The organism is Massilia oculi, from assembly GCF_017582745.1.
In the GTDB taxonomy this organism is placed as follows: domain Bacteria; phylum Pseudomonadota; class Gammaproteobacteria; order Burkholderiales; family Burkholderiaceae_D; genus Telluria; species Telluria oculi_A.
Genome location: NZ_JAFVIM010000004.1, coordinates 47,714 through 62,331, shown reverse-complemented (window position 1 = coordinate 62,331; position 14,618 = coordinate 47,714). Strand labels below are relative to the sequence as shown.

At 64.7% G+C, this 14,618-nt stretch carries 16 protein-coding genes and 1 tRNA gene; 4 read left to right on the top strand and 13 right to left on the bottom strand.

The window, feature by feature from the left end; genetic code table 11:
• Positions 1-8 precede the first annotated feature (8 nt).
• The 10 genes from J3U95_RS06090 to J3U95_RS06045 all read right to left on the bottom strand — a co-directional run bounded on the left by J3U95_RS06090 (position 9) and on the right by J3U95_RS06045 (position 7,313).
• Positions 9-1,262 (bottom strand): NADH-quinone oxidoreductase subunit D, encoded by a 1,254-nt coding sequence (locus tag J3U95_RS06090; protein ID WP_109347070.1) that lies wholly within the window; start codon positions 1,260-1,262, stop codon positions 9-11.
• Complete coding sequence (locus J3U95_RS06085) at positions 1,262-1,855, bottom strand: NADH-quinone oxidoreductase subunit C (RefSeq protein ID WP_208277748.1); 594 nt, start codon at positions 1,853-1,855, stop codon at positions 1,262-1,264. The genes J3U95_RS06090 and J3U95_RS06085 overlap by 1 nt, the downstream gene beginning before the upstream one ends.
• Positions 1,856-1,873: 18 nt before the next feature.
• Positions 1,874-2,350 carry a NuoB/complex I 20 kDa subunit family protein gene (locus J3U95_RS06080; protein ID WP_005666428.1) on the bottom strand — a complete coding sequence of 159 codons (477 nt, stop codon included), beginning with the start codon at positions 2,348-2,350 and terminating at the stop codon, positions 1,874-1,876.
• Positions 2,351-2,353: 3 nt separating this feature from the next.
• A complete protein-coding gene (locus J3U95_RS06075; protein WP_005666426.1) occupies positions 2,354-2,713 on the bottom strand; it encodes an NADH-quinone oxidoreductase subunit A in 360 nt (119 codons plus the stop codon).
• Between the two features lie 171 nt (positions 2,714-2,884).
• Positions 2,885-2,969: transfer RNA gene (locus tag J3U95_RS06070), tRNA-Leu, on the bottom strand.
• 297 nt (positions 2,970-3,266) lie between these two features.
• Positions 3,267-3,734, bottom strand: coding sequence for a preprotein translocase subunit SecG (gene secG, locus J3U95_RS06065; RefSeq protein ID WP_208277747.1), 468 nt, complete (start codon positions 3,732-3,734; stop codon positions 3,267-3,269).
• Positions 3,735-3,822: 88 nt separating this feature from the next.
• Entirely contained in the window at positions 3,823-4,569 is a 747-nt protein-coding gene (gene tpiA, locus J3U95_RS06060) for a triose-phosphate isomerase (protein ID WP_208277746.1), read from the bottom strand.
• A 159-nt stretch (positions 4,570-4,728) separates the two neighbouring features.
• Positions 4,729-5,715, bottom strand: a complete 987-nt coding sequence (locus J3U95_RS06055) for an NAD(P)H-quinone oxidoreductase (RefSeq protein ID WP_208277745.1) — start codon at positions 5,713-5,715, stop codon at positions 4,729-4,731.
• A gap of 77 nt (positions 5,716-5,792) precedes the next feature.
• The gene (locus J3U95_RS06050) at positions 5,793-6,743 is read right to left on the bottom strand and encodes an MYG1 family protein (RefSeq protein ID WP_208277744.1); all 951 of its coding nucleotides are present in this window, start codon (positions 6,741-6,743) and stop codon (positions 5,793-5,795) included.
• A gap of 72 nt (positions 6,744-6,815) precedes the next feature.
• A complete protein-coding gene (locus tag J3U95_RS06045; RefSeq protein WP_208277743.1) occupies positions 6,816-7,313 on the bottom strand; it encodes an Rv1443c family protein in 498 nt (165 codons plus the stop codon).
• 261 nt (positions 7,314-7,574) lie between these two features.
• On the opposite strand from J3U95_RS06045, the gene J3U95_RS06040 reads away from it, so the two are divergent.
• Positions 7,575-8,870 (top strand): SGNH/GDSL hydrolase family protein, encoded by a 1,296-nt coding sequence (locus J3U95_RS06040; RefSeq protein WP_208277742.1) that lies wholly within the window; start codon positions 7,575-7,577, stop codon positions 8,868-8,870.
• Between the two features lie 4 nt (positions 8,871-8,874).
• Here J3U95_RS06040 and J3U95_RS06035 read toward each other — a convergent pair whose 3' ends face one another.
• Together J3U95_RS06035 and J3U95_RS06030 are read right to left on the bottom strand one after the other, a co-directional pair.
• Positions 8,875-9,498 (bottom strand): tetratricopeptide repeat protein, encoded by a 624-nt coding sequence (locus J3U95_RS06035; RefSeq protein ID WP_208277741.1) that lies wholly within the window; start codon positions 9,496-9,498, stop codon positions 8,875-8,877.
• 24 nt (positions 9,499-9,522) lie between these two features.
• Positions 9,523-10,299, bottom strand: a complete 777-nt coding sequence (locus J3U95_RS06030; RefSeq protein ID WP_208277740.1) for a GIN domain-containing protein — start codon at positions 10,297-10,299, stop codon at positions 9,523-9,525.
• Positions 10,300-10,578: 279 nt separating this feature from the next.
• On the opposite strand from J3U95_RS06030, the gene J3U95_RS06025 reads away from it, so the two are divergent.
• The 3 genes from J3U95_RS06025 to J3U95_RS06015 all read left to right on the top strand — a co-directional run bounded on the left by J3U95_RS06025 (position 10,579) and on the right by J3U95_RS06015 (position 13,784).
• Positions 10,579-11,964, top strand: a complete 1,386-nt coding sequence (locus tag J3U95_RS06025) for a M16 family metallopeptidase (RefSeq protein WP_229519671.1) — start codon at positions 10,579-10,581, stop codon at positions 11,962-11,964.
• 10 nt (positions 11,965-11,974) lie between these two features.
• A complete protein-coding gene (locus tag J3U95_RS06020; protein ID WP_208277738.1) occupies positions 11,975-13,384 on the top strand; it encodes a M16 family metallopeptidase in 1,410 nt (469 codons plus the stop codon).
• A gap of 118 nt (positions 13,385-13,502) precedes the next feature.
• The gene (locus tag J3U95_RS06015) at positions 13,503-13,784 is read left to right on the top strand and encodes a PAAR domain-containing protein (RefSeq protein ID WP_208277737.1); all 282 of its coding nucleotides are present in this window, start codon (positions 13,503-13,505) and stop codon (positions 13,782-13,784) included.
• A 4-nt stretch (positions 13,785-13,788) separates the two neighbouring features.
• Here the strand turns inward: J3U95_RS06015 and J3U95_RS06010 are convergent, their stop codons facing one another.
• Complete coding sequence (locus J3U95_RS06010; protein WP_208277736.1) at positions 13,789-14,601, bottom strand: TOBE domain-containing protein; 813 nt, start codon at positions 14,599-14,601, stop codon at positions 13,789-13,791.
• Positions 14,602-14,618 lie beyond the last annotated feature (17 nt).

Sequence of the window (14,618 nt, the reverse complement as noted above, 5' to 3'; positions counted from 1 at the left end):
CCTTCCTCTTACCGGTCGATACTGCCGAACACGATGTCCTGGGTACCGATGATGGCCACCGCGTCAGCGATCATGTGGCCGCGTGCCATCTCGTCGAGGCTCTGCAGGTGGACGTAGTCCGGAGTGCGGATTTTCAGGCGGTATGGCTTGTTGGCGCCGTCGGAGACGATATAGATGCCGAACTCGCCCTTCGGGTGCTCGACCGCGGCATAGGCCTCGCCCTCTGGGACGTGGAAGCCTTCGGTGAACAGCTTGAAGTGGTGGATCAGCGATTCCATATTGGACTTCATGTCCATCCGGTTCGGCGGCGCGATCTTGTTGTTGTCGATCATCACCGGGCCCGGGTTGGCGCGCAGCCAGGCCAGGCACTGCTTGATGATGCGGTTCGACTGGCGCAGCTCTTCCACGCGCACCAGGTAGCGGTCGTAGGAGTCGCCGTTGGTGCCGACCGGGATGTCGAACTCGACCTTGTCGTAGGCCGCGTAAGGCTGGTGCTTGCGCAAGTCCCAGGCGATGCCCGAGCCGCGCAGCATGGCGCCGGTGAAGCCCATGGCTTTCGCGTCTTCCGGCGAAACCACGCCGATGCCGACCGTACGCTGCTTCCAGATACGGTTGTCGGTCAGCAGGGTCTCGTACTCGTCGACATAGCCGTCGAAGCGCTTGGTGAACGCGTCCAGGAAGTCGATGACCGAACCCTGGCGGTGTTCGTTCAGCTCGGCGATCGCCTTGGCGCTGCGGATCGGCGACTGTTTATGTTGCGGCATGGTGTCCGGCAGGTCGCGGTAGACGCCGCCCGGACGGTAATAGGCCGCGTGCATGCGCGCGCCCGACACCGCTTCATAGACGTCGAACAGGTCTTCGCGGTCGCGGAAGCAGTACAGGAACGGACCCATGGCGCCGATGTCCAGCGCGTGCGCGCCGAGCCACATCAGGTGGTTCAGGATGCGGGTGATCTCGTCGAACATCGTGCGGATGTACTGGGCGCGGATCGGCGCTTCGATGCCGAGCAGCTTTTCGATCGCCAGCACGTAGCCGTGTTCGTTGCACATCATCGACACGTAGTCGAGGCGGTCCATATAGGGAACCGACTGGAGATAGGTGCGGGTTTCCGCCAGCTTCTCGGTACCGCGGTGCAGCAGGCCGATGTGCGGGTCGGCGCGCTGGATCACCTCGCCGTCGAGTTCGAGCACCAGGCGCAGCACGCCGTGCGCTGCCGGGTGCTGCGGACCAAAGTTCAGGGTGTAGTTCTTAAGCTCAGCCATTATTTCGTCCCGTAGGTCTCTTCGCGAATCACGCGCGGGATGTTCTCGCGCGGCTCGATCGTGACGGGTTGGTAGATCACGCGTTTCTGTTCCGGGTCGTAGCGCATTTCGACGTAGCCCGAGATCGGGAAGTCCTTGCGGAACGGGTGGCCGATGAAGCCGTAGTCGGTCAGGATGCGGCGCAGGTCGCCGTGGCCGTCGAACAGGATGCCGTACATGTCGAACGCTTCGCGCTCGAACCAGTTGGCGGCGCGCCAGATGCCGGTGATCGATTCGACCAGCGGCATGTCGTCGTCCGGGCAGAACACGCGCACGCGGACGCGCCAGTTCTTCTCGATCGACAGCAGGTGCACCACCACCGCGAAGCGCGGACCTTCGTAGGTGCCTTCGCCATAGGTCGAATAGTCGACGCCGCACAGGTCGATCATCTGTTCGAACGCCAGGCTGCGGTCATCGCGCAGGGTGGCCATGGTCTTGATGTAATCAGTAGCCTTGACCACCACCGTCACTTCGCCCAGCGCCGCGGAGATAGCGGCGCCCTCGCCCAATGCATTTTTCAGGGCGAGTTCAAGGGTCTCGAGTTTTGTCGTCATGGAGTACGCCGTCCGTTTTTAGCGCGCGATGGTATTGGTGCGCTTGATCTTGTTCTGGAGCTGCATGATGCCGTAGAGCAGAGCTTCGGCAGTCGGCGGGCAGCCTGGCACGTACACATCGACCGGGACGATGCGATCGCAGCCGCGCACCACCGAATACGAGTAGTGGTAGTAGCCGCCGCCGTTGGCACAGGAACCCATCGAGATCACCCAGCGCGGTTCGGCCATCTGGTCGTAGACCTTGCGCAGCGCCGGCGCCATCTTGTTGCACAGGGTGCCGGCGACGATCATCACGTCGGACTGACGTGGCGATGGACGGAACACGATACCGAAGCGGTCCATGTCGTAGCGGGCCGCGCCCACGTGCATCATCTCGACCGCGCAGCAGGCCAGACCGAACGTCATCGGGAACATCGACCCCGTACGCGCCCAGTTGATCAGCTTGTCGGCTGTGGTGGTGATGAAACCTTCGTTTAATACGCCTTCAATTGCCATGGCTTATTCCCAATCAAGGGCACCTTTCTTCCAGATGTACCAGAAACCGACCACGAACTCGGCGATGAACACCATCATCGTGATGAAACCGGTCCAACCCAGCTCGCGCATCGAGACGCCCCATGGGAAGAAGAATGCCGTTTCCAGATCAAACAAAATGAACAAGATCGCGATCAGGTAGTACCTGACGTCGAACTTCATGCGTGCGTCTTCGAACGCTTCGAAGCCGCATTCATACGGGGACAGCTTGGCTTCGTCGGGCTTGTGCGGGCCGAGCAGGCGACCGAGCACCTGCGGGGCAACACCGACGCCGATGCCAACCAGGATAAAGAGAAGAACGGGGAGATAATTTTCGAGGTTCACAGCTGAAGCTTCCTGAACGATCGGTTAATGAAATGCTGCGGGGATGCAGCACCGAATCGTGCGAACCTGGCTTCAAGCCTGCCACCAGGACCGGACGACGATCCTCGTAAAAAAGCCAGCTCAGGCATGAGGGAAAACTCGTGCGCCCTTGCTGGCTTTCTTTCTAAATTTTGGTGCCGACGGCGAGACTCGAACTCGCACAGCTTGCGCCACTACCCCCTCAAGATAGCGTGTCTACCAATTTCACCACGTCGGCTGGAGACCAGTATTTTACCCTGCCTTAGCATTACTTATCAATGCTCAAATTGCGCAATCACAAGGATATTTGCGAATTTTTTGAATCACGTCGCCGAATAATCGATGGCTCATCAATTACTTGCGCCGTAAGACCGCACTGCTAAACACGGTACGCGTCAATATTCCAGGGTCACGTACCTCATGGCTTGATACTTTAGCCACGCGCCGCAGCATTCTACGCCTAAAAACACAAACGCGCCGTAGAACGGCGCGTTTCTGAACAACAAGTGTGGCGCGATTGCCGCGCCCTACTCCATTACTTGGCTGGAGCGGCCGGTGCTGGCGCTGCCGGCGCCTCGGTTGCCGGAGCGGCTGGCGCCGGGGTCGCGGGAATGGCTGCGGCCGGTGCGGCATTGTTGGCCGGCAGGGTCGGCACGTCGGCCGGCGCGGTCTGGGCTGGAGCACCGCCAGGGATGCCCGTCGCAGGCGCCTGGCTCGACGGCACGGTCACACGACCCATGACGCCGCCGCCACTTTCGCCGCCGCTGCCGCTGTTGCCGATATAGGCCAGCGCCAGGGTCGAGCCGAAGAAGATGGCGGCCGCGACGGCAGTCGACTTCGACAGGAAGTTCGACGAACCCGAGGCGCCGAACAGGCTGCCCGAGGCGCCCGAACCGAAGGCCGCGCCCATATCGGCGCCCTTACCGTGCTGCATCAAGACCAGGCCGATAATGGCCAGGGCCGAAACAACTTGCACGACGATAATCAAATTGAACCAGATCATTGCAATTCCATTCCAAGTTTAAAACAACGTTTTTAAATTTCTTATATTTTCAAAAGATTCGAAAATTCGTGATACTTATAGCCAAATCTTATGTTGCCCGAATAATCCCAAGGAAATCACTCGACTTTAAAGCGGCTCCACCGATCAGGCCGCCATCGATATCCGGTTGCGCCATCAGATCGCCTGCATTCTCCGGCTTCATGCTGCCGCCGTAAAGGATTTGTACGTTCTCCGCTGCCTCGGCGTTGCAGTTGCGCAGTTTTTTGCGCAAGAAGGCGTGCACTTCCTGGGCCATCGCCGGCGTCGCCGTCTTGCCGGTGCCGATCGCCCATACCGGCTCGTAGGCAACCACGAGCTTGGGCACGGCATCGGCGCCCACCACTTCGAGCACCGCATCCAGCTGGGCGCCGACCACGTCCTGCGTGGCGCCCGCCTCGCGCTGCTCCAGCGTTTCGCCGACGCACACGATCGGGGTCAGGCCGGCGTCCAGCGCCGCCTTGGCCTTGCCTGCCACCAGCGCATTCGATTCGCCATGGTAGGCACGGCGCTCGGAGTGGCCGACGATCACGTAACGGCAGCCGAAATCCTGCAGCATCGAGGAACAGACTTCGCCGGTGAAGGCGCCGCATGGCTCGGTCGCGACGTCTTGCGCGCCCCATGCCATTGCACTGCCTGCGAGAAGTTGTTCACACTGAAAGAGGTAGGGAGCGGGGACGCAGACGGCGCTTGCGGCGCCTGCCTCGTTCAATCCTGCGAGAATACCTTGCAGCAGCTGTGCATTGGCTGCACGGCTGCCGTTCATCTTCCAGTTACCTACGACGAGTTTGGGACGCATACTACCCCATGTCAAATAACCCGCTATTCTAGCGGTCGATCATATGGCGGTCAAACAAAGGCTGAGCTGCTCAGCTCGCTGATTTTTGCCTGGAATCCGCCGAAACCGCGTGCCCGCGAGACCGTCCTGGCCCTGCCGGCACGCCCCTTTTCGCTTACTTCAGCCCGGCTGCACCTGCAGCACGATCTTGCCGACGTGGGTGCTCGACTCCATCAGCGCATGCGCCTCTGCCGCCTGCTCCATGGGGAAGACCTGGTGGATCACCGGCTTGATCTTGCCCTGGGCGAACAGCGGCCAGACATGTTCGCGCAACTGCTGCGCGATCGCCGCCTTGAATTCCACCGGACGCGGCCGCAGGGTCGAGCCAGTGATGTGCAGGCGGCGCCGCAGCACCTGCCCCATGTCGACGTTGGCGCGCGCACCGCCCAGCAGCGCGATCACGACCAGGCGGCCGTCATCGGCCAGGCAATCGATCTCGCGTGCCACATAGTCGCCCGCCACCATGTCCAGGATAACGTCGACACCTTTGCCGTTCGTGAGTTCCTTGACCACGGCGACGAAATCCTCGTCGCGGTAATTGATGCCGCGGTCGCCGCCGAGCGCCTCGACGGCGCGGCATTTGTCGGCACTGCCGGCGGTGGCGAACACGCGGTGGCCCAGGGCCTTGGCCAGCTGGATCGCGGTCACGCCGATGCCCGAGCTGCCGCCCTGCACCAGCAGGCTCTCGCCCTCTGACAGGCGGGCGCGGTCGAACACATTGCTCCACACGGTGAAATACGTTTCCGGCAAGGTGGCCGCTTCCAGCGCGCTCAGGCCTTCCGGCACCGGCAGGCATTGTTCGAGCGGCGCCGCGCAGTATTCGGCATAGCCGCCGCCCTGCACCAGCGCGCATACCAGGTCGCCCTTCTTGAAGTCACTGCCTTCCAGGTCGCCGTCGACGATCTCACCCGCCACTTCCAGGCCGGGCAGGCTTGATGCGCCAGGCGGCACCGGGTATTTACCCATGCGCTGCAGCACGTCGGGCCGGTTGATGCCGGCGGCGTGGACCTTGATGAGCACTTCGCCGGACCTCAAGGCCGGCGTCGGGCGCTCGCACAGTTGCAGGACTTCCGGCTTGCCGGGCTGGGTGATCTCGATGGCGCGCATGGTTGATTACTCCCCGTGTTAGCAAAACCGTAATTGTACGGGAGTCGGGGCCGGCTTGCGCGCCGCCGTGCGCGTCGTTATAGCCCCGGCTCTACCGCAGCCAGCGCCTGGCGCGCCATGGTGAGGGCGCCCGCATAGCTGCGGGCGGCGGCGATGAAGCGGCCGGTATGGCAGAACACCGCGTCCTCGACACCGGTCACGGCCGCCAGCTCGGCTTCGCGCAGGCCGGCCCAGGCTTCCGGCAGGTCGGCCCTGGCGTCGAAGCTCTCGGTGTCGACCGACACCGTGTGCAGCATGTAGCGCTGCTCGGTCAGGCTGTGGCTGATGACGAACAGGACCTTCGGCATCTCCTTGCGCACCACGCTACTCCAGGGCAGCGCGGCATTCTTGAGGAACAGCAGCTTGCCGTCTTCGAGCACCTCGGCCTGGCGCACCTGGGTCACGGCCAGCATCGCACCGACGCGGTAGCGCACGGCATTGCCCATGATGTCGGTCAGGAACTCGACGGCGCGCATGAACTGGCCCATGCGGTAGACCTCCACCGCCTCGCCATATCCCAGGCGCTGCTCGTCGAGCCAGCCGGGATTGAAGCCGGATACCACCGCCGACAAGCCATAGCTGCCCGGCGCATTCTTGGCCACGCCGACGTCCGACAGGTCGAGGTATTGGACGATGTCGGCATCGATCGCGTAGGCGATCTGCTGGGCCGTGTCGTCCGTGAGCCGCTCGCCGGTATGGCGCTCGGCCAGGGCGGCGACGCAGCGCGCGCCATACTCGCGCCAGACCAGGCCGGCGCTGGCATAGGGCACGCCGGACACGCGGGTGGCGTCGAATTCCTTCTGGTGGTGGTCGAAGCGGCCCGTGGCCGGGTCCCAGACCCCGCCGACGTCGATCGCGAAGTCGGCGGCATCGATCCTGGCCTGTTCGCGGGTGCGGACGATGTCCGCCTCGGGGAACAGCACCTTCAGGACGGCGACCGCCCACGCATCATCCGCGTGGAATTTGCCGCCGTGAGTGGCAATCAACATACATGCTCCAAATGGTCGCCGCGCCATAGCCACTGTATTGACAGGCGCGCGCGAGTGAGTCGAAGCCGAAGCCTACCACGCGGACCTGTCCCGGCGCGCCCTTCCATCTCTGTTTTGAGCAATTTCCTGGCTTTGGACGCCGAGCGCACGCGCCAGCATCTTGTGGCGGTGCGCGAACAGCAGCTTGACCATGGCGCGCACGACGGGAGCGGCGAACCGGGGCGCGAACTTCAATTTGTCGGTAATCAGTGCTCCGCGGCCGTCCGGGGCCGGCGTGATCACGCGCTCATGCCGCCAGGCGTGCATCGAGAGCAGTTGCGATTGCTCGACGAAACGATGGCCCGGCACGATCTCGGTAAACGTCAACTTCGACATATCGACCGGGAACAGGCCGAACAGCAGGAACTGGCAGCGGCCCAGCGACTTGCCGAGCATCGTATTGGCGCCGATATCCGTCATTCCTTTCGGAAAGACAAGCTTCAGCAAAGGCCGCATCTCGGCGCGCACGCTCTGGAGCGAGGTCGACCAGGCCCAGGCCTCTTGCGTCGAGACCGGCACCTGGGTCGTCATCGTCAATTCAACATCCGCCATGTCCACCTCCTTGTCGATGTGTTCGGTCCCATGCTGGACCGCATCGGCGTTCCGCTCAGTTCGCCAGATCGCTTACCGCGAACTTTTGGCCGCTAGAATTTTCTTGTTGGAATCGCAAACAAAATGCGCTTCGATATCGCGCAACGATCGGGCGACTTGCCATCTTTTCCACATCGCCCGGCAAGGCTAGATTGTCATTACGAGCTCATGCTTATCGCATGGGCGCCCGAGGAGCCGTACATGAACCGTTTCCTGTCCGCCCTGGCCGCGGCTGCGCGCCGGTTGTTGCCACAAGTTTATGTCACGCCTGCACTGCGCCGCCTGCTGCTGGCCAGCGCCATGGTGGCCGCCGCCATCACCCTGGCCGGCCAGCAGGCCATGGCCCAATCCTGGGACACCAGCCATTGGACCGCGAGCTGGGGCGCGGCGCCGGCCGGACCGCCGCCGGACGCCAGCCTGCACGCTTTCAATAATCAGACCCTGCGCCTGATCGTCCAGTCCAGCGTGGGCGGCAACCGCGTGCGCATCCGATTGTCGAACGAGCTGGGGTCGACGCCGCTGCGGATCGGCGCGGCGCGCATCGGCCTGCGCGCCCAGGGTTCGGACCTGGCGCCCGGCACCGACCGCGCCCTGACCTTTGGCGGTCACGCCGGCGTGACGATCCCGGCGGGCGCGCCGGCGCTGTCCGATCCGGTCGAACTGAACCTGCCGCCGCTCGCGCACGTGGCCGTCAGCCTGTACCTGCCGGGCGCCGTGCAGGCATCCACCCTGCACTCCCAGGCGCGCCAGACCGGCTATGTGTCGCCGAGCGGCGACCATACCGCCAGCGCCAGCCTGCCGGTCCAGCGCACGATCACGGCCTGGCCATTCCTGACGGCGCTGGAGGTCGACGGCGCGACAGGCGCCATCGTCGTGCTGGGCGACGCGCTCACCGACGGCGCGCGCAGCACCAATGACGCCAACCGGCGCTGGACCGACGTGCTGGCGCGGCGTCTGCAAGACGAGCGCAGCGCCGCTGCGCGCCCGGGCGTGATCAACCGCGGCATAGGCGGCAACCGCCTGCTCCGCGACGACCCGGCCAATCCGCTGGCCGGACGCAGCGCCCTGGCGCGCTTCGAGCGCGACGTGCTGGCCACCAGCGGCGTGCGCCAGCTGGTGCTGATGGTCGGCATCGAGGATGTCGGCAACAGCTCGGCGACCAATCCGGTCACGCTGGAAGAATTGGTGGCCGGCTATCGCCAGCTGATCGCCCGCGCCCACGCCGCGCGCATCGCGGTGACCGGCGCAACGCTGGCGCCGTTCGAAGGCGCGGCGCTGTACTCGATTGAAAAGGACGCGCTGCGCCAGGCGGTGAACGCCTGGATCCGCAGCAGCGGCGAGTTCGATGCGGTGTTCGACGCCGACCGTGTCCTGCGCGATCCGGCGCGCCCCAGCCGGCTATTGCCGGCCTATGACAGCGGCGACCACCTGCACCCGAACGACCGCGGCTACGCGGCGCTGGGCGAGGCGATGCCGCTGGAGCTGCTCCGTCGTTGACGCATCATGTGCTGCCGCCCGTCTTCGACGCGGTCGGCAAGGCGGTGCCCACCTTCCAGGTGCGCGACAGGGCCTGCGCTTCTTCGACCTGTTCCGGCGTCATCTTCTTGCCGATCGCGGCGCGCTGTTCGACCGCGTTGCGGTGGCCGCCGGCCGCGGCCAGGTTGTACAGCATATAGGCCAGCACCGCATCCTGCGGCACGCCGGCCACGCTGTAGCGGTACATCAGCCCGAGCGCGTGCTGGGCGTCGGGATTGCCCTGCTCGGCCGCCTTGCGGAACCAGCTCACCGCATGCTTCTGGTCTTGCGGCACGGCGTTGCCGGTGTAGTACATGGCGCCCACCACGTACTGGGCGTCGGCCTTGCCCTGCTCGGCCGCCTTCAGGTGCCAGGCGAAGGCCTGCTTGTAGTCGCGCGTGACGCCGCGGCCCATGTAGTACATCAGGCCCAGCAGGTGCTGGGCGTCGGGATTGCCGGCCTTGGCCAGCGGACTGATTTCTTTCAATGCCAGCGCATAGTTGCGGGCGTTGTAGGCGCTCGCGCCCTCCGCAAAGCCGGCCCGGGCGCTCGCCTGCAGGCCGAATTGCAGGCCGATGGCAAGCAGCGTCACAAGGAGTATTTTTTTCATGTCTCGTGCACAGATTCTGGATCGTTATTTCCAGTTGACCTTGCCCAGGCCATCGAGGGCGACCTTGCGATTGGCCGGCTTGCCGAACACCGTCACCGATCCCATGCCCGACAGCGACAGGTTGGCGCTGCTGCGGGCATTGACGGTCGCATTGCCGAGCCCCGACAGGTCCAGGGTCACGGCTTCGACCGTACAAGCCTGGGCGTCGAGCCCGCCCAATCCGCCGAGCTCTGCCCTGAGGTTCTTGCTGCGCCCGCTCAGGGTCACGTAGCCGGCGCCGCCCAGGCTCAGGTCGACCGTCTCGCTGTCCACACCCTGGATCTTGAGATTGCCGACGCCGCCCAGGCTGGCCTTGATGGTGCGGTATTCCGATGATGATACATACATCGAGCCGGCGCCATCGAGGTTGATGTCCAGTGTTTCACCGGCAAACCCGCTCACCGTGGTAGCGCCGACGCTTTCGGACGACACCGCGCGCAGGTTCGGCAGCACCAGCTCGGCCTGCAGCCCCGAGGAGCGGCCGAAGCTGAAGCCCGAGTTGCGACCTTCGGTCTCGATCTGGAGGGTATCGCCGCGCTGCGAGGTGGTCGTGCGCGACAGCAGGCGCGCGTCGCCGGTCAGGATGAGAGACGGCGTCGTCCCCTGGCGGATCTTCAGGTCGCCAACCCCTTCGAGCTTGACGCGCACAACGCGCGCATCGATCGCGCGGGTCTCGGTGCCCGTGTCCGGCGCGGCATCCACGATGCCGATCGAGGCCCCCAACAGGGCAAACGCGGCGCCCAGCTTGATCAGGTGGTTCATCCATTCTCTCCAGTGAATTCTTGCGCCGGCTTTGCGCCGCGACTTGTCATGTTGCAACTATAGCCCGAAAGCCAACTGCGCCGGTGGGCTATGCGACGAACTGCACGATTCGCCGCCCGAAATGCACATGCACGGGCCGGATGCCGTCTGCATGACGTCGTCATATCCTGCGCTGCAACAACAAAAAGATTCTTTATTGGCATGCCATTGCGATAAGATGGGCCGCCGGTGGCGCCCTGGCGCCACCGTTCCACCATTCATCATGAGGTCCCCATGCGCATGCGCCAATTACCTGTCCTGATGGCCGGGCTCACCCTGTCGATGTCGGCCTTCGCCGCCCCGAGCGATCAGTGGACCCTGCCGGTCAATACCAAGAAACTCGACAACGGACTGACCGTCATCGTGTCGGAAGACCGCAGCTCGCCGACCGTCGGCGTCTCGGTGGTCTACCACGTCGGCATGCGCCTCGAGCCGCGTAACCGCACCGGCTTCGCCCACCTGTTCGAGCACCTGATGTTCCAGGGCACGCCGAACGCGCCGAAGGGCGTGTTCGACACCACCATCACCGCCGGCGGCGGCTGGAACAACGGCTCGACCCGCCCCGACTTCACCAACTACATCGAGACCGCGCCAGCCTCGAGCCTGGAGCCGATCCTGTGGCTGGAAGCCGACCGCATGAAGACCCTGGACTTCAACCCCACCACGCTGAAGAACCAGCAGGACGTGGTCAAGGAAGAGATCCGCGTCAACGTCAAGAACCAGCCTTACGGCGGCTTCATGTGGATCGACATCAGCCATCACGCCTTCCAGAAATGGGAGAACAACCACGACGGCTACGGCAGCTTCGAAGACCTGGAAAACGCCAGCCTGGACGACGTGCGCGCCTTCCACCGCGACTACTACGGCCCCAACAACGCGGTGCTGGCGATCGCCGGCGACATCACGCCGCAGCAGGGCTTTGCGCTGGCCCAGAAATACTTCGGCGGCATCGCGGCGCGCCCGGTGCCGAAAGGCACCGATTTCTCGGAGCCCCTCAACACCGCCGAAAAGCGGCTGGAGCAAAGCGACGCCCTGGCCCAGGTGCCGGCCATCGCGGCCGCCTGGAAGGTGCCGGAACGCGGCAGCCGCGACCAGGCGCCGATCGCGGTGCTTGCCGAGCTGCTGGGCGGCGGCGATGCCTCGCTGTTCTACCAGGGCCTGGTGAAGGGCCGCGAGATCGCCCTCAACGTCGACACCATGTTCGGCCTGACCAGCCCATGGGAATACAACGGCCCGACGCTGATGACCGTGTTCGCGCTGTACAAGCCGGACAGCAGCGCCGACGCCGTGCTCAAGGCGATGGACGAAGAGATCGCGAAGATCGCGAAGGACGGCGTCGACGATGTGACACTCAAGCGTGTGAAGACGCGCATGCTGGCCGACTGGAACAACAAGCTGGAAAGCTTCGTCAACCGCGCCGACACCCTGGCGAAATTGCAGACCCTGTGGGGCGACGCCAATGTGGTCAACAAGATCCCGGGCTGGATCGAAGGCGTGACCTCGAACGACATCCAGCGCGCGGTCAAGACCTATCTGGTGCCTGCCAACCGCACCGTCATCGACCGCAAGCCGGCCGCCATGATCGAGGCAGCCAAGACTGCGTCGGCCACCACCAACACCAAATAAGGAGCGCATCATGAACAAACTGATGCTCGCACTTGCCATCTCGTTCGCATTCGCGCCAGCGGCCCAGTCCGCCGACGCCAGGGCCCCATCCGGCATGCCCGCCTACGGCCAGGAAAAATCGATCCCGGCGCCGAAGATCGCCAGGCAGACCCTGTCCAACGGCCTGACCGTCTGGGTCGTGCCGCGCCAGGGCCTGCCGTGCGTGGACTACGTGCTGGCGCTGCGCGGGGCCGGCTTCGCGGCCGATGCGCCGAACCAGAGCGGCTTTGCCGCCATGCTGGCCGGCATGCTCAACGAAGGAACAAGCAAGCGCGATTCGCGCGCGATCGCCGAAGCGGCCCAGGGCATGGGCGGCGAAGTGGCGGCCAGCCCGGCCGCCGACGGCATCATCGTCTCGGGCAACGCCCTGGCCTCGCAGGCGAGCGGCATGCTGGAGCTGATGGCCGAGATCGTGCGCCAGCCGTCCTTCCCCGAAAACGAGGTGGCGCTGGCCAAGGCCAATGCGCTGCAGTCGCTGCGCGTGTCCGAAACCCAGCCGACGTTCCGCGCCGAGCGCGCGATCAAGAAGGCCGTGTATGGCGACCACCCGTATGGCCGCACCGACCCGACGGTCGAGTCGATCAATGCCGTCAGCGCCGGGATGCTGCGCACGGAACACGCGAAGCGCTTCCGCCCCGACCGCGCGCTGCTGGTGGTCACCGGCCGCATCACGGAAGCCGAGGCGATGAAGCTGGCACAAGCGGCCTTCGGCGACTGGAAGGCCAGCGGCGCGGCGCTTCCCGACACCCCGGCGGTGGCGACCGGCGTGAAACCGGCGCGCATCCTGCTCGAGCGCGACGGCAGCGTGCAGTCGACCTTGCGCCTTGGCAGCCCCGGCATCGCGGCCAGCGCCGCGGACCAGATCCCGCTGCGCCTGACCAGCACCATCCTGGGCGGCGGTTTCTCGAGCCGCATCAACACCAATCTGCGCGAGGAAAAGGGGTATACCTACGGCGCCTCGGCCGGCGCGCGCATGAGCCGTGCGGGCGGCATGATGGTGGGCGGCGCCGACGTGCGCAACGAAGTGACCGGCGCCTCGCTGGAGGAATACTTCAAGGAGTACAAGCGCCTCGGCGCTGATCTGGTGCCGGCCAAGGAAATGGACATGAACAAGCGCTACGTCGCGGGCGGCTACCTGCTCAGCAACCAGCTGCAGCGCTCGGTCGCCAATACCCTGGCCGCCAACTGGCTGGTCGGCCTGCCGCCGGAATTCCTTGGAGAATATGTGCCAAAGATCCAGAAGGTCACGCCGGAGCAGGTGCGCACCGTGGCAAGGAAGTATTTCGCGCCCGAGAACCAGTCGATCGTAGTGGTCGGCGATCCGTCCAAGCTCGAGGAACAGCTCAAGCCGTATGGCGCGTTCACGGTGCAGGACAAGTAATCCAGCGCAGATGCTGACCTGAAATCCCCCGCGACCCTGGCGGGGTTTTTTTATGGGTTGTCAAAAACGGCCACCCGGTCCATCCTTATGCTGCATCCTTGCATACGAGGAGTGGACAATGGCAACGCGCTACTACATCACGCTCGGCGCATCGACGACGGCCGGCGGCACCGTGACCTCGGCCAGCTCGCTGCTGGCCCTCGACGGCGTAAAGGTCGCGCTCGAAGGCGACCAGGTGTCCTGCCCGGTCTGCGGCACGACCGGCATCATCGGCCTCGACGGCCCACGCCTGCCGGCGCGCCACGACGGCAGGCAGTACGCCCTCGACGGCGACCTGTGCCTGTGCCGCTGCGATCCGCCGCCGCGGCTGGTTGCGATACAGCACCTGTGCGGCCAATAGGCGCCTAGTCCGGCACGCCCAGGATCACGCTCGAGGCCTTGAACAACGCGGTCGCCGCCCTGCCCTCGGCCAGTTCGAGCGCATCCACGCTTTCATTGGTGATGGTGGCCGCCACGCTGCCGCCGCCGGCCAGCGCGATCACGACCTCGGAATTGACCGCGCCGCGCATCAGCCGCGTGACCTGGCCCTTCAGCCGATTGCGCGTCGACAGCCGCGCGCCATCGCCTTCGGTCATCACGATCACCGACGACGACTTGATCAGCGCAAAGGCCTGCCGCCCTGGCGCGAGTCCGAGGTTGTCAAGACTCTCGCGCGTGACGATGGCGACGATCGTCTGGCCGCCCGCGATCTCGAGCTCGACCTCGTCGTTGACGGCGCCGCGCGCCACCCGGGCCACCGTGCCGAAGAACTGGTTGCGTGCACTGGTCCTCATCTTGAACCTCGTAAAAAGTGCCAGGTCGTCGGCCACGTTGCCGGCCTGGCGGTTGAGTCGATCGAGAAAATCATTGTGTACCTGCTCGATCATCCTGAAATTGCCCACCAGCTGATGGCCACGCGCCGTGAGCTGCGTGCCCCCGCCTCCCTTGCCGCCAGTGACGCGCTCCACCAGCGCCTCGCCCGCGAGATTGTTCATCGTGTCGATCGCATCCCAGGCGGCCTTGTAGCTCAGGCCGACCGCCTTGGCCGCGCCGGTGATCGAGCCGAGCTGCCCGATCGCCGCCAGCAGTTCGACCCGGTTGCCGCCGCCGAGGTTCTCGCCGCCGACCGTCATCCAGACCTTGCCATCGAGGGCGATGCTCTTGTCTTCCGTGCTCATCTGTTGTCGTCCGATAT

Bases quoted from the DNA above. Each gene is read 5' to 3' on its own strand.
- J3U95_RS06030 (WP_208277740.1), bottom strand. From the start codon at position 10,299: ATGAACCACCTGATCAAGCTGGGCGCCGCGTTTGCCCTGTTGGGGGCC.
- J3U95_RS06050 (WP_208277744.1), bottom strand. From the start codon at position 6,743: ATGTTGATTGCCACTCACGGCGGCAAATTCCACGCGGATGATGCGTGG.
- J3U95_RS06055 (WP_208277745.1), bottom strand. From the start codon at position 5,715: ATGCGCGCCATCGAGATCACCCAGCCCGGCAAGCCGGAAGTCCTGCAA.
- J3U95_RS06010 (WP_208277736.1), bottom strand. From the start codon at position 14,601: ATGAGCACGGAAGACAAGAGCATCGCCCTCGATGGCAAGGTCTGGATG.
- J3U95_RS06085 (WP_208277748.1), bottom strand. From the start codon at position 1,855: ATGACGACAAAACTCGAGACCCTTGAACTCGCCCTGAAAAATGCATTG.
- J3U95_RS06080 (WP_005666428.1), bottom strand. From the start codon at position 2,350: ATGGCAATTGAAGGCGTATTAAACGAAGGTTTCATCACCACCACAGCC.
- J3U95_RS06015 (WP_208277737.1), top strand. From the start codon at position 13,503: ATGGCAACGCGCTACTACATCACGCTCGGCGCATCGACGACGGCCGGC.
- J3U95_RS06020 (WP_208277738.1), top strand. From the start codon at position 11,975: ATGAACAAACTGATGCTCGCACTTGCCATCTCGTTCGCATTCGCGCCA.
- J3U95_RS06040 (WP_208277742.1), top strand. From the start codon at position 7,575: ATGAACCGTTTCCTGTCCGCCCTGGCCGCGGCTGCGCGCCGGTTGTTG.
- J3U95_RS06035 (WP_208277741.1), bottom strand. From the start codon at position 9,498: ATGAAAAAAATACTCCTTGTGACGCTGCTTGCCATCGGCCTGCAATTC.
- secG (WP_208277747.1), bottom strand. From the start codon at position 3,734: ATGATCTGGTTCAATTTGATTATCGTCGTGCAAGTTGTTTCGGCCCTG.
- J3U95_RS06045 (WP_208277743.1), bottom strand. From the start codon at position 7,313: ATGACGACCCAGGTGCCGGTCTCGACGCAAGAGGCCTGGGCCTGGTCG.
- J3U95_RS06025 (WP_229519671.1), top strand. From the start codon at position 10,579: ATGCGCCAATTACCTGTCCTGATGGCCGGGCTCACCCTGTCGATGTCG.
- tpiA (WP_208277746.1), bottom strand. From the start codon at position 4,569: ATGCGTCCCAAACTCGTCGTAGGTAACTGGAAGATGAACGGCAGCCGT.
- J3U95_RS06090 (WP_109347070.1), bottom strand. From the start codon at position 1,262: ATGGCTGAGCTTAAGAACTACACCCTGAACTTTGGTCCGCAGCACCCG.